Below are 13791 nucleotides of genomic sequence, written 5' to 3'. Positions count from 1 at the left end.
CGAGCCGACCGTGCCCAGTGAGTCAGCGACCGAACGCGCGGCAGCAGAGCCGGACTGGGTCAGCCACGCCATCCTGTGGCAGGTCTACCCGCTCGGCTTCACCGGTGCCCCGGTCTCCGCCCAGGCGCAGGATGTCGCACCCGACCGCGGCGCTGACGGAACGCATTCGCTCGATCGGCTGGTGGTCTGGCTCGACTACGCCGTCGAACTGGGGGTGTCGGGCCTCCTGCTCGGCCCTGTCTTCGCTTCCGAGACGCACGGGTACGACACGGTCGACTACTTCCGGCTCGACCCGCGCCTGGCCGGCACGACCGGTGAGGACAGCTTCCACGTGCTTCTCCGGGAGGCGCACGCGCGCGGGCTGCGGGTGGTGCTCGACGGGGTGTTCAACCACGTCGGGCGGAGTTTCGAGCCGTTCCGCCGCGCGCTCGTCGAGGGGCCGGCAGCGCCGGAGTTCCGCTGGTTCCGGGCGATCGGTGACCCGCCGGCCGATCCGTCGCACCAGCAGTTCGAGAACTTCGAGGGCCACGATGCGCTTGTGCGCCTCAACCACGACGAGCCGGCCGTGGTCGACTTCGTCGCAGAGGTCATGAACCACTGGCTCGCCCGCGGAGCCGACGGCTGGCGCCTCGATGCGGCCTATGCGGTTCCCCCGGCGTTCTGGGCCCGGGTTCTGCCGCGGGTTCGGGCCGAGCATCCGCAGACGTTCGTCTTCGGCGAGGTGATTCACGGCGACTACTCTGCGATCGCGCGCGCGTCGGCGTTCGATTCGCTGACCCAGTACGAACTCTGGAAGGCGATCTGGAGTTCGATCTCCGACGCGAACTTCTGGGAGCTCAGCGCGGCCCTCCAGAGGCACAATGGGTTCCTCGAGAGCTTCGTGCCGGTGACCTTTGTGGGCAACCACGACGTGAACCGTCTCGCGACCTCGATCGCCGACGAGCGCCACCGCGCCCACGCCCTCGTCGTGCTGATGACCGTCGGGGGCACGCCCACGGTCTTCTACGGCGACGAGCAGGGGCTGGCGGCGGCGAAGGAGGAGCGCGAGGGAGGTGACGATGCGATCCGGCCCGAGTTCGCTCCGTCCGGTCCGGATGCCCTGCCGCCCGGGGGCTGGCCGGTGTACCACCTGCACCAGGAGCTGATCGGCCTGCGTCGACGGCACCCGTGGCTGCACTCCGCGCTCACGACGAACATCACCCTGACAAACGAGTTCTTCGCCTACGAGGTGGCGGCACCGGGCGGGTCCGAGCGGCTCGTCGTGATGCTGAACCTCGGCGACACCGCCTCCACGCAGGCGGTGGGCGGAGGGCTGAGTGTCGCGGCCGGAGAGGCTTCGCTCACGCCGGGTGATGGCGGGGGGACCTCCGTCACGGTGCCACCGCACGGCTGGGTCGTGCTCGACACCGCTTGACCCGGCGAGAGGGACGCGCACTACTGAGCGGTGTTGATGAGCCCGGGGGTGACGAGGTGGCCGCGGGCGTCGACCACGGTGATCCGCGGGGCGGTGCCGGCGTGCGCGCCGGTCTCGGTCCACTCGCTCGGAGCCGCGCCCGCCCCCACGGCGACGATCACGGCGTCGTCGATCACCAGATAGCCGTCGCCGAACTCGTCGTCGGCAGCGGTGACGGTGACGGTGTGGGCGTTCCGGATGATCGTGCGCTCGGTCATGCGTTCACGCTAGCGGGTGCGCCCTGCCTCCGCCGCCCGGCGCCGCCCGCTGTCACGGGCGGAACCACTCATTTGGCGACGAGTGTCGTCTCGAAGCTGTACATGTCGGGGCGGTAGCAGTGGTGACCGTACTCGATCGCCTCTCCGGCGTCGTCGAATGCGATCCGCTCCATGGTGAGGAGCGGCCCGTGCCGTTCGACGCCGAGCAGTTCGCTCTCGTCGTGCTCCGCTCGCCGCGCGCCGATCCGCTGGTTGGCGACCCGGATCGTGACGCCCCGGGCGCGGAGGATCTGGTAGAGCCCGAGTTCCTGCAACAGTTCGGTGGTGATGTCGGCGAAGGCGGCCGGGAGATAGTTCTCGAGGATGGCGATCGCGATGCCGCCGGTCGTGCGGAGTCGTCTGAGGTGCACGACATCGGAACCCGGCTCCACCCTCAGTCGCTCGGCCACCGTCTCGCTGGCGGCGGAGATCTCGTGCAGCAGAACCCGGGTGCCGGGCTCCTGCGACGTGTTCTTGAGGTCTTCGTACAGGCTCGTGAGCTCGACCTGACGGGTGATCTGGCCCTGCACGACCTGGGTGCCGATTCCCCGGCGCCTGACCAGCAGGCCGACGTCGACGAGTTCCTGGATGGCGCGTCGAACGGTCGGGCGGGACAGGCCGAGCCGCTGGCCGATCGCGATCTCGTTCTCGAGTCGAGATCCGGCAGGCAGCTCGCCGGACCGGATGGCCGTCTCCAGTCTGCTCGAGACCTGGAAGTAGAGCGGAACGGGGCCCGTGCGGTCGAGATCGGTGAACAGGTGCTCGGGCCAGACGGTGTCGGAGCTGACCATGGGGGCATCCAATCTCGACCTGAGCACGTACGACCTATTGTCGGAACAATATTACATGCCCTTGCCCAAACGGCCCCATGTGCTATTGTTAGGACATTCCAAGCGGCCTGCCGCGAACCTCCACACAAGAGAGTTCAGACCTGAGAATGACGACTTCGCCTCCTCACAGTGACGTGCTGGCCTTCGGCCGACTCGGCGTCGACATCTACCCCCTGCAAGACGGCGTGGGCCTCGAAGATGTCTCGACCTTCGGCAAATACCTGGGCGGGAGTGCGGCGAACGTCGCCGTCGCGGCGGCACGCCACGGCCGGAGCGTCTCGCTCATCTCCCGCGTCGGCGACGATCCCTTTGGCCGGTACCTGCTGAGGGAGCTCGATCGGCTGGGAGTCGGAACCAACTTCGTCGCTGTCGACCCGGAGCTGCCGACACCGGTGACGTTCTGCGAGATCTTTCCGCCCGACGACTTCCCCCTCTACTTCTACCGCCAGCCCAAAGCGCCCGACCTGAACGTCGAGGCGAACGACATCGATCTCGACGCGGTGCGCGCAGCGACCATCTTCTGGTTCACGGCCACTGGGCTCAGCCAGGAACCGAGCTGCGGAGCGCACCTGGCTGCGCTCGAAGCCCGGCAGCGGGCATCCACAACCGTCTTCGACCTCGACTACCGGCCGATGTTCTGGGCCGACGCCGAGACCGCCTCGACGCATGTCGCTGAAGCTCTCGCCTTCGCCACCGTCGCGGTCGGCAATCGGGAGGAGTGCGAGATCGCGGTGGGGGAGACCGAGCCGAGGCGCGCAGCTGCCGCGCTGCTCGAGCGCGGGGTCGAACTCGCGGTCGTGAAGCAGGGGCCGAAGGGTGTTCTTGCCATGACGCGATCGGAGACGGTGGAGGTCCCGCCGTACCCCGTCGACGTCGTCAACGGTCTCGGCGCTGGGGATGCCTTCGGCGGGGCGCTCTGCCACGGGCTGCTCTCCGGCTGGGATCACGAGACCATCCTCCGTTTCGCCAACGTCGCCGGGGCGATCGTGGCTTCCCGCCGGGAATGCTCCACCGCCATGCCCACCACCCGGGAGATCGACGACATCCTCCTGACAGGAGCCCGACTGTGACCGACGGAATGCTGACCGGTGCGGACTTCGACCGGCTGCGAACCATCCGGGCCACGCGGCCCCATGCCATCCGCGAGGCGCTCGTCGCGCGTCGCCGCCGGGAGGTGACCCGCGGCGATGGTCGCCTCTTCATCGTGGCGGCCGATCATCCGGCACGGGGAGCGCTCGCCGTGGGCAGCGACCCGATGGCGATGGCGAACCGCTACCTGCTGCTCGATCGGCTGGCCATCGCCCTCAGCAGGCCCGGTGTCGACGGGGTGCTCGGCACGCCCGACATCATCGACGATCTCGCTGCGCTCGGACTGCTCGACCACAAGATCATCGTCGGCTCGATGAATCGCGGGGGCCTGCGGGGTGCCCGCTTCGAGATGGATGACCGGTTCACCGGCTATGACGTGCCGACGATGGTCTCGTCGGGCATCGACTTCGCCAAGACCCTGTTGCGCGTCGACCTCGACGACCCGGGCACGGTGACGACGCTGGAGGCCACGGCCCGCGCGGTGAGCCAGGCCTCGGCTGCGAGCCTGCCCATCATGCTCGAGCCCTTCCTGTCGCGGCGCTCGGACGGCCGCATCGTCAACGATCTGTCGACAGAGGCCGTCATCCTCTCGATCGCCATCGCCTCGGGCCTCGGCGGCAGCAGCGCCTACACGTGGATGAAACTCCCGGTGGTGGCCGAGATGGAACGGGTGATGGAGGCGACCACGCTGCCGACCCTGCTGCTCGGCGGTGACTCCGGTGCCGACCCCGACGAGACTTTCGCGGCCTGGGGCGATGCGCTCTCCCTGCCGGGCGTGCGCGGGCTCACCGCCGGCCGCACCCTGCTGTACCCGCCTGATGGGGATGTCGCGGCGGCGGTCGACACGGCCGCGTCGCTCGTGCACTCTGCCGGCGTGCTCGCCCTCTGACCCTCTGTTTCGAACCGTTCCCGCTTCCCCTTTCCTCTCCTCGTAAGGAACCCGCACCATGAGCACTGACACCCTCAGCACTGACACCCTGCCCGTCGTCACCCACTGGATCGACGGCGCACCGTTCGAGGGCGACAGCGCCCGTTTCGCCGATGTCTACGACCCCGCTCTCGGCGTCGTGACCAAGCACGTCGCGCTCGCCGGCCGGGCCGAGATCGACGCGGCGATCGCCTCGGCCGACGCCGCCTTCCCGGCCTGGCGCGACACCTCCCTGGCCCGGCGCCAGACCATCCTCTTCAAGTTCCGCGAACTGCTGGATGCGAAGAAGGGCGAGCTCGCCGAACTGATCACGAGCGAGCACGGCAAGGTCGTCTCCGATGCGCTCGGCGAGATCTCCCGAGGCCAGGAGGTCGTCGAGTTCGCCTGCGGGCTGTCGCATCACCTGAAGGGCGAGTTCAGCGAGCAGGTCTCCACCGGTATCGATGTGTACTCGCTCCGCCAGCCGCTCGGTGTGGTGGGCATCATCTCCCCGTTCAACTTCCCGGCGATGGTGCCGGCCTAGTTCTTCCCCATCGCGATCGCAGCGGGCAACACCGTCGTGCTGAAGCCCAGCGAGAAGGATCCCTCCGCCGCCAACTGGATGGCCGCACTCTGGAAGGAAGCCGGTCTTCCCGACGGCGTCTTCACCGTGCTGCACGGCGACAAGGAGGCTGTCGACGGACTCCTCGAACACCCGGACGTGCGGTCGATCTCGTTCGTCGGCTCGACGCCCATCGCCCGCTACGTCTACGAGACCGGCACCCGCAACGGCAAGCGCGTGCAGGCGCTGGGAGGTGCGAAGAACCACATGCTGGTGCTTCCGGATGCCGACCTCGACCTCGTGGCCGACGCCGCCATCAATGCGGGCTTCGGTTCGGCCGGTGAGCGCTATATGGCCATCTCGGTGGTCATTGTTGTGGATGGGCCCCTGCCGGCCGGTTCCGACGCGTCGCACAGCGACGTGGCGGCCGTGCCGGTAGGGACGGTGGCCGACGAGTTGCTCTCCAAGATCAGCGACCGGATGGCCGGCCTCCGTATCGGCGACGGCCGCCGCGGCTGCGACATGGGCCCGCTCGTGACCGCCGCTCACCGCGACAAGGTGGCCTCCTACATCGGCATTGCCGCAGACGACGGGGCCTCCGTGGTGGTCGACGGCCGCGACGTGAACCCGGACGGCGACGCGAACGGGTTCTGGCTCGGCCCGACGCTTCTCGACAACGTGCCCACCACCTCCCGCGCCTACACCGAGGAGATCTTCGGCCCCGTGCTCTCGGTCGTGCGGGTGCAGACCTACAAGGAGGGCGTCGACCTCATCAACTCCGGCGCCTTCGGCAACGGCACGGCGATCTTCACGAACGACGGCGGAGCCGCCCGGCGCTTCCAGAACGAGATCCAGGTCGGCATGATCGGCATCAACGTGCCCATCCCCGTGCCGGTCGCCACCTTCTCGTTCGGCGGCTGGAAGGACTCCCTGTTCGGCGACACCAAGGCGCACGGTGCGGAGGGTGTGCGATTCTTCACCCAGCAGAAGGCCATCACGAGCCGCTGGCTCGACCCGAGCCACGGCGGCATCAACCTCGGTTTTCCGCAGAACGACTGAACTCTCTTCCCTTCCTCGAAAGCAGGAGTCAATGACGACAACCGATGATCGCTGGTTCCACCGCAGGGGCGGCCTCTCCCGCGAGGGCTGGGAGAGTGTCGTCGACGGCGCGATCGACGGGTGGCAGCACACGGGGCTGCGGGTGGCGGTGCTCGCCGACGGCGACGTGCTGGCGCTCGGCGAGACGGGTGTCGAACGCATCGTGGTGCCGCTCTCCGGGAGCTTCACGGTGACGCACGGGGCGACATCCGGAACGGCGGCCTCCGAACGGAGGGAGACGATCCTCGCCGGTCGCCCCTCCGTCTTCTCGGGCCCGACCGACGCGCTCTACCTCTCGGCCGACGAGACCGCTGAGCTCCGGGGCGAAGGACGAGTGGCGGTGGCCGAGTCGCCGACCACCGAGCTGCACCCCACCCGCCTGATCGCCGCGAGCGAGACACCGGTCGAACTGCGGGGGGCCGGGGCATCCAGTCGCCAGGTGCACAACTTCGGCACGCCAGCGGCTCTGGATGCGGCGCGGCTCATCGTCTGTGAAGTGATCACGCCGGCTGCGAACTGGTCGTCGTATCCTCCGCACAAGCACGACCAGCTGGTGCCGGGCCACGAGTCGCGGCTCGAGGAGATCTACTACTTCGAAACGGCGCCGGTGGCGGGCGCGCCATCCGCAGCGCAGGATGCAGCGGATGCGGCCTTCGGCCTGTTCAGCACCTACTCCTCCCCGGCCGGGCAGATCGACATCAACGCGATGGTGCAGATGGGCGACATCGCCCTGGTGCCCCACGGTTACCACGGGCCGGCCGTCGCGGCACCGGGGTACGACCTGTACTACCTCAACGTGATGGCCGGACCCGACCCCGAGCGGGTGTGGCTGATCAGCGACGACCCCGCCCATGCGTGGGTGCGCGAGACATGGAACGACCAGCACGTCGACCCCCGGCTGCCCTACGGCTCCGACCCCACCCAGACACCCGAAGAGAAAGGCCGGCACTGATGGCGGCAACACAGCGCATGACGGTCGCCCAGGCCCTCATCCACTTTCTGGCGAACCAGTACACGGTCGACGGCGACCACCGGGAGCGCACCATCCCGGGTGTCTTCGGCATCTTCGGGCACGGCAATGTGGCAGGCATCGGTCAGGCGCTGAAGCAGGTCAACGTGGATTCACCCGCGCTGATGCCCTACTACCAGGCGCGGAACGAGCAGGCGATGGTGCACCAGTCGGTCGGCTACGCCCGCATGCACCGCCGCCTGGCGACGTTCGCCTCCACTGCCTCCGTCGGCCCCGGGGCCACGAACATGCTCACCGGCGCCGCCCTCGCCACCACGAACCGTCTGCCCGCGCTCCTCCTGCCGAGCGACACGTTCGCCACGCGGGTGGCGGATCCGGTGCTGCAGCAGCTCGAACAGCCGCACGACATCGGGCTCACGGTCAACGACGCCTTCCGGCCGCTCTCGAAGTTCTTCGACCGAGTGCAGCGGCCCGAGCAGCTCTACTCGATCGCCCTCGGCGCCATGCGCGTGCTGCTCGACCCCGCCGACACGGGAGCGGTGACCATCGCGCTGCCCGAAGACGTGCAGGCCGAGACGCTCGACGTGCCGACGGCGTTCCTCGAGGAGCGGGAGTGGTACCTCCGACGTCCCCTACCCGAGCGTCTGCCGCTCGCGCGCGCGATCGAGGCGCTGCGGGATGCCCGGCGCCCGCTGATCGTCGCCGGCGGAGGCGTGCTGTATTCCGGTGCCGAGACGGTGTTGCAGGCGTTCGCCGAGAAGACGGGCATCCCGGTCGCCACCACCCAGGCGGGCGGCGGTGCCCTGGCCTGGGACCACCCGCAGTACCTCGGCGGCATCGGCGCGACCGGCACGACAGCGGCGAACCGGCTGGCCGCCGAGGCCGACCTCATCATCGGAATCGGCACGCGCTACAGCGACTTCACGACCGCGTCGCGCACGGTGTTCCAGAACGCGGGCGTGCGGTTCGTCAACATCAACGTGGCCCCGTTCGACGCCTACAAGCACGGAACCCAGCTGCCGGTCGTCGCCGACGCCCGGGAGGCGCTCGACGAACTGCTGGCCCACACCGACGGTGTTGCCGTGACGGCCGACTACGCCCGTCTCATCACGCGGGAGAAGGCGGAATGGGATGCCGCGGTCGACGCCGCGTTCGCACCATCGGGCCTCGACCGGCCCGGCCAGCCCGAGATCATCGGTGCCGTGCAGGCGGCCAGCGACCCCACCGACGTCATCGTGCAGGCGGCCGGTTCGCTGCCGGGCGACCTCCACAAACTGTGGCGGGTGCGCGATCCTCTGGGTTATCACGTCGAATATGCCTTCTCGTGCATGGGTTACGAGATCGCCGGCGGGCTGGGGGTGAAGCGCGGGGCGCTCGCCGACGGCTCCGACCGCGACGTCATCGTGATGGTGGGCGACGGGTCGTACCTGATGCTGAACAGCGAGCTCGTGACCGCTGTCGCCGAGGGCATCAAGATCATCGTCGTGCTGATCCAGAACCATGGCTACGCCTCGATCGGACACCTCTCGGAGACAGTGGGATCGGAGCGGTTCGGCACTCTCTACCGGCACTACGACCCCCAGGCGCAGAACTTCCAGAACGACCTTCCTCTGCCGGTCGATCTTGCGATGAACGCCCGCAGCTACGGTATCGATGTGATCGAGGTGGAGCCCGGAGCCGGTGCGATCGACGACCTCGGCCGGGCCATCCGCACCGCGAAGGCGTCGACCCGGTCGACGTTCATCCACATCAACAGCGACCCACGCATCTATGGGCCCGACGGCGGGGGCTGGTGGGATGTGCCGGTGGCCGAGGTGTCGACCCTGCCCTCCACCCGGGCCGCCCGGGCCGAATACGAAACCCTGCGCGCCGCCCAGCGGCCGCTTCTCGGAGAGGAACACGCACAGTGAAGGCAACAGTGGCCGGCGCACCGGTCAGTTTCGGCGTGTTCGAGCTGACGCCGGAGGGGGCGGAGACCGTCGCGGCCGACGACATGCTCGACATCCTCGCAGCCTCCGGCTACGGCGGGGTGGATCTCGGGCCCCTGGGGTACTTGGGCCGGGGGGCGCAGCTGCGCGAGCGCCTCGACCGGTTCGGGCTCGAACTCGCGGGCGGCTGGGTGCAGTTGCCCTTCTCCGACGATGAGGCGTTCGAGGCCTCGCTGCCGAGCCTCGACGAGGCGCTCCGGGTGTTCTCGGATGCGGCGGAGTCCGGGCCGGCGCGCCTGCCGCTGCCGACCCTGGCCGACGACGGATCGGCGCCGCGCCGCGCCGCTCCCGGGCGAGGCGCCAGTGAGGATCCGCTCTCCGACGACGGCTGGCAGCGGCTCGCCGCGAACGCCGGGCGCGCCGCGGAGCGGGTGCGAAAGGCCGGCTTCGAGCCCACCTTCCACCACCACGCCGGCACCTTCGTCGAATCGCCCGCCGAGATCGATCGCTTCCTCTCTGTCGTCGACATCGACCTCACGCTCGACACCGGCCACCTCTTCATCGCCGGCGGCGACCCGATCGATGCCGCCCGCCGCTGGGGCGATCGCATCAACCACCTGCACCTCAAAGACGTCGACCTCACCGAACTCCGGTGCGTGCTGGCCGCGGGAGGCGGGATGCGGGAGGTCTGGTCCTCCGGGTCGTTCGTCGCCTTCGGCCGCGGCGACATCGACCTCGCGGGCGTCATGGCCGCCATCGACGAACGCGGTTTCGACGGCTGGGTCGTGGTGGAACAGGACGTACTGAACGGTGCTGACCTGTCGCTCACGACCTTCCAGCAGCAGCGTGCCGACGACCAGCGACGGAACCGCGACGCGCTCAGCGCGTGGGCGTGACGCGCACCAACTCACCCCCAGCCCTCACCACCCCCCCCCAACGAAGGAACAGACGCACGTGACCCAGAAACCCCTCCGCTTCGGTCTCATCGGCACCGGCCGCATCGGCATGGTGCACGCGGCCAGTATCGCCGCGTCGCCGAACGCCACCCTCAGCTGGGTGTGCGATCCGTTCATCGACGGCGCGAAGACGGCCGCAGCGACCCATGGTGGCCGAGTGACGGACTCCGCCGAGGAGGTCTTCGCCTCGGGTGAGGTCGACGCCGTGCTGATCGCCTCGCCGACGGCCACCCACGTCGACCTCCTCTCCGCGGCCATCGACGCCGGCATCCCGGCGCTCTGCGAGAAGCCGATCGACCTCGACATCTCGCGGGTCGACGCCCTGCGCGGCCGGGTCGCGTCCTCCGGGGTCCCGATCGCCCTCGGCTTCAACCGCCGGTTCGACGCAGGGTTCGCCGAGGCCCGCCGCCGGGTGGCCGCCGGGGAGATCGGCGACATCGAGCAGCTCTCGATCATCAGCCGCGACCCCTCGGCTCCGCCCGCGGCCTACGTCGGCGTCTCGGGCGGCATCTTCCGCGACATGACGATCCACGACTTCGACATGGCCCGCTTCTTCGTCTCCGACATCGTTGAGGTGAGCGCCACGGGAACACGCACGTTCGACCCGGGCGCACGGGAGCACGGCGACTTCGACACCGCCGTGACCGTGCTGCGCGCAGCATCCGGAGCCATCGTGACCATCACGAACTCGCGGCACAGCGCCGTCGGCTACGACCAGCGCATCGAGGCATTCGGTGCGAAGGGCATGCTGCACGTCGCCAACGAGGGCACCAGCCTCGTGAGCGTGTCGACGGCAGTAGCCGTGGAGGCCCGCCCCCCCTACCAGGACTTCTTCCTGGAGCGTTACGCCGGGGCCTACGCCGCGGAGCTCGAGGAGTTCATCCGGCTTGCACGCGGAGAGGCCTCGACCAGCCCGACCTTTGAGGACGGCCGCGCGGCGCTGATCCTGGCCGACGCCGCCCAGCGCTCGGCCGAGCAGCGTTTCTCGGTGGCTGTGGACCTCGCATGACGTTCCGGCTGGCCGCCTCGGCTGAGATGCTCTACCTCGACCTGCCGTTCGCCGAACGGGTGTCGCGCCTGCACCAGCGCGGCTTCGAGGTGGAGATCTGGGACTGGAGCACCAAGGACCTCCCCGCGATCGCCTCGACCGGGGCTGTCATCTCGTCGATGACCGGCTACCTGCGGGGGGATCTCACGAGCGACGACGGCATCGCGGAACTGCTGTCGACCGCGGCTGAGTCCCTTCGCCAGGCGGAGGTCGTCGACTCGCTCCGGCTGAACCTGCACGGCACCGGACTCGATTCCGGCGGCCTGCCGGTGCTGCCGCGCCTCGCGGTCAGCGGTGGGAACCTCGTCGAACTCGTGCGGCAGGGGTGGAGGGGCGCCGGTCGGGCGGTGGGGGCCCCGATGCCGGCCACCGACCGCCAGCCGGTCCGCGGCTCAGGCCGTCGTCTGCCCGACGTTCACCCAGCCGCCCGACGCCGCGCTCGACTCGGCGGCTGAGACGATCTCGGCCGCAGCCCAGGCGTCGGTCGCCGACGCCGAGTACTGCTGCTTCTCCAGAACCGAACGGAGGAACAGGGCCGCCTCGACGGTCTTGAGGTCGTCGAACCCCATCGCGGTGCCGGCCCCCGGCTGGAAGCGCGCGAACTCGCCCATCCCGGGGGCCATCAGCACTGTGCGGTAACCCGACAGGTCGTCGGCGATCCCGAGCTCGTTCATCCGCTGGAAGTCCCAGCGGAGCGACCCGTTGGTGCCGAAGACCTCGAGCACGTACTGGGCGCGCGGCCCGACGGCGACGCGGCTCGACTCCAGCACCGCGACCCCACCGCCGGCGAAGCGCGCCAGGAGGGCTGCGTAGTCCTCGTTCTCCACCGGGCCGAGCGGGGCATCCTCTGCACCCCGGCTGAAATGACTGGCTGCGCCACCCGCGGGGAGCGGCCGCTCGCGGATGAACGTCTCCGTCATCGCCGTCACGGAGGAGATCGGCCCCACCACGTACTGCGCGAGGTCTGCGCCGTGCGAGAGCAGATCGCCGAGCACACCGCTCCCGGCGAGCTCACGTTTGAATCGCCAGGTCAGAGCGCCGAGCGGATCGGCCGAGTAGTCGGCCAGGAAGGCGACACGCACATTCGTGACCGTGCCGAGCGCGCCGCTCTGCACCAGATGCCGGGCGTGTCCGATTGCGGGTGCGTGCCGGTAGTTGAAGCCGACGGAGGAGACGAGGCCGGCGGCCGTCGCGGCCTCGGCGATCTCGCGGGACTCTGCGACACCCCGCCCCATCGGCTTCTCGATCCAGAACGGCTTGCCGGCCGCGATCGCAGCGAGGGCGATCTCGTGGTGGAGGAAGTTGGGGGAGCAGATGGAAACGACGTCCACGCGCGGGTCGGACAGCACCTCGCGGTAATCACTGACAGCATCGAGGTAGCCGAGCACATCGGTGGCGTGCTCCCTGGAGGCGGCATCCGGATCGGCGGCTGTGACGAGTTCGGCCCGAACCGGGAGCTCCGGGTAGTGGTGTGCTGCTGCGAGGTAGGCGCGGGAGTGCAGGCGCCCCATCCATCCCACAGAGACGAGTCCCACTCCGATGTGTGTACGGTCGGTCATCCGGTATCCCCAGTTCTTCGTTGGAAGCGATCGAGAGTACCCAGAATACGCCTAATGACAGAATGTATGGACAAACTATTGACAGCCGGTCTGCCGGTAGCGCAGACTCATGCCGACACAGACGTCGCCCACACGAAGGAACGCACCCCATGAAGAGACTCCTCGCAGGCATCGGCATTGCCGCCGTTGCCGGTCTTCTGCTCACAGCCTGTTCAGGAACAGGCCAGACGACGAACACCGCAGCCGCAGGTGGTGGCACGTTCACCTACGCGGTCATCACCCACTCCGGACCGGGCGACGCCTTCTGGGACCGCGTCAAGTCCGGCGCAGAACAGGCCGGCACGAACTACGGCTCGACGATCACCTACAACTCCGATCCCGACCCGGCGAAGCAGTCGCAGCTCATCGACAATGCCGTGGCCCAGAAGGTCAACGGCATCGTGGTCTCGATGGCGAACCCCGACGGGCTCGAGTCGAGCATCAAGAAGGCCGTCGCCGCCGGCATCCCCGTCGTCACCATCAACTCGGGCATCGAGCGCTCCGCCGAATTCGGAGCCATCACCCACATCGGGCAGAGCGAGACCGTCGCCGGTGAAGCGGTGGGCGCCAAGCTCAGCGATTCCGGTGTGAAGAACGTGCTCTGTGTCATCCAGGAGGCCGGCAACGTCGGGCTCGAAGAGCGCTGCAAGTCTGCGGCGTCGAAGTTCTCCGGCACCATGACCAACCTTCAGGTCGACGGCACCAACGACTCCGAGGTCAAGGCGACCATCAAGTCGAAGCTGCAGGCAGACCCCAGCATCGACGGTGTTCTCACCCTCGGCGGCCAGTACGCCCTCGACGCCGTGGGCGCCGTCAGCGAGTCGAGCAGCAAGGCGCAGGTCGCGACCTTCGACCTCTCCGAGGACGTCGTGGCCGACATCCAGGCCGGCACCATCCTGTTCGCGGTCGACCAGCAGCCCTACGTGCAGGGATTCCTCGGCGTGACGGCGCTGTACCTCGACAGCATCAACGGGAACATCATCGGAGGCGGTCAGCCCGTGTACTCCGGCCCTGCCTTCATCACGAAGGACAACGCCGCCTCGGTTGCGGAGTTCGCCAAGAACGGCACGCGCTAACACGCTGGTCCAGACGGAG

At 68.9% G+C, this 13791-nt stretch carries 12 protein-coding genes and 1 pseudogene; 10 read left to right on the top strand and 3 right to left on the bottom strand.

The features are described from left to right. Positions 1-10 precede the first annotated feature (10 nt). Positions 11-1414, top strand: a complete 1404-nt coding sequence (locus B7R22_RS12845; protein WP_116412247.1) for an alpha-amylase family protein — start codon at positions 11-13, stop codon at positions 1412-1414. Positions 1415-1434: 20 nt separating this feature from the next. On the opposite strand, the gene B7R22_RS12840 is transcribed toward B7R22_RS12845, so the two are convergent. Continuing rightward, positions 1435-1671 (bottom strand): hypothetical protein, encoded by a 237-nt coding sequence (locus B7R22_RS12840; RefSeq protein ID WP_116412095.1) that lies wholly within the window; start codon positions 1669-1671, stop codon positions 1435-1437. Between the two features lie 68 nt (positions 1672-1739). Beyond that, positions 1740-2501, bottom strand: a complete 762-nt coding sequence (locus B7R22_RS12835; protein ID WP_116412094.1) for a GntR family transcriptional regulator — start codon at positions 2499-2501, stop codon at positions 1740-1742. Positions 2502-2647: 146 nt separating this feature from the next. Here B7R22_RS12835 and iolC point away from each other — a divergent pair, with 146 nt between their 5' ends. The 8 genes and pseudogenes from iolC to B7R22_RS12795 all read left to right on the top strand — a co-directional run bounded on the left by iolC (position 2648) and on the right by B7R22_RS12795 (position 11553). Beyond that, positions 2648-3610, top strand: coding sequence for a 5-dehydro-2-deoxygluconokinase (gene iolC / locus B7R22_RS12830; protein ID WP_116412093.1), 963 nt, complete (start codon positions 2648-2650; stop codon positions 3608-3610). An 8-nt stretch (positions 3611-3618) separates the two neighbouring features. Beyond that, positions 3619-4518 (top strand): class I fructose-bisphosphate aldolase, encoded by a 900-nt coding sequence (locus B7R22_RS12825; RefSeq protein ID WP_172582398.1) that lies wholly within the window; start codon positions 3619-3621, stop codon positions 4516-4518. Between the two features lie 58 nt (positions 4519-4576). Beyond that, positions 4577-6157, top strand: a pseudogene (locus B7R22_RS12820) (CoA-acylating methylmalonate-semialdehyde dehydrogenase). Between the two features lie 31 nt (positions 6158-6188). Next, positions 6189-7148 (top strand): 5-deoxy-glucuronate isomerase, encoded by a 960-nt coding sequence (gene iolB / locus B7R22_RS12815; RefSeq protein ID WP_116412091.1) that lies wholly within the window; start codon positions 6189-6191, stop codon positions 7146-7148. Beyond that, on the top strand, positions 7148-9076 hold the full coding sequence (gene iolD / locus B7R22_RS12810) for a 3D-(3,5/4)-trihydroxycyclohexane-1,2-dione acylhydrolase (decyclizing) (protein ID WP_116412090.1): 1929 nt from the start codon (positions 7148-7150) through the stop codon (positions 9074-9076). The genes iolB and iolD overlap by 1 nt, the downstream gene beginning before the upstream one ends. Further along, positions 9073-9990, top strand: coding sequence for a sugar phosphate isomerase/epimerase family protein (locus B7R22_RS12805; protein WP_116412089.1), 918 nt, complete (start codon positions 9073-9075; stop codon positions 9988-9990). The genes iolD and B7R22_RS12805 overlap by 4 nt, the downstream gene beginning before the upstream one ends. Before the next feature lie 58 nt (positions 9991-10048). Then, positions 10049-11059 (top strand): inositol 2-dehydrogenase, encoded by a 1011-nt coding sequence (gene iolG, locus B7R22_RS12800; protein WP_116412088.1) that lies wholly within the window; start codon positions 10049-10051, stop codon positions 11057-11059. Further along, positions 11056-11553, top strand: a complete 498-nt coding sequence (locus tag B7R22_RS12795) for a hypothetical protein (protein WP_216363448.1) — start codon at positions 11056-11058, stop codon at positions 11551-11553. Before iolG ends, B7R22_RS12795 begins: the two co-directional genes overlap by 4 nt. Here B7R22_RS12795 and B7R22_RS12790 read toward each other — a convergent pair. Beyond that, on the bottom strand, positions 11491-12657 hold the full coding sequence (locus B7R22_RS12790; protein ID WP_116412087.1) for a Gfo/Idh/MocA family protein: 1167 nt from the start codon (positions 12655-12657) through the stop codon (positions 11491-11493). The two genes, B7R22_RS12795 and B7R22_RS12790, sit on opposite strands and share 63 nt — an antisense overlap. A gap of 149 nt (positions 12658-12806) precedes the next feature. Here B7R22_RS12790 and B7R22_RS12785 point away from each other — a divergent pair, with 149 nt between their 5' ends. Next, a complete protein-coding gene (locus tag B7R22_RS12785) occupies positions 12807-13772 on the top strand; it encodes a sugar ABC transporter substrate-binding protein (RefSeq protein WP_116412086.1) in 966 nt (321 codons plus the stop codon). The last annotated feature ends 19 nt before the right edge of the window (positions 13773-13791 follow it).

The sequence above is a fragment of the Subtercola boreus genome, assembly GCF_003399635.1.
Lineage (GTDB): Bacteria > Actinomycetota > Actinomycetes > Actinomycetales > Microbacteriaceae > Subtercola > Subtercola boreus_B.
This window is presented reverse-complemented; position numbering and strand designations above follow the sequence as displayed.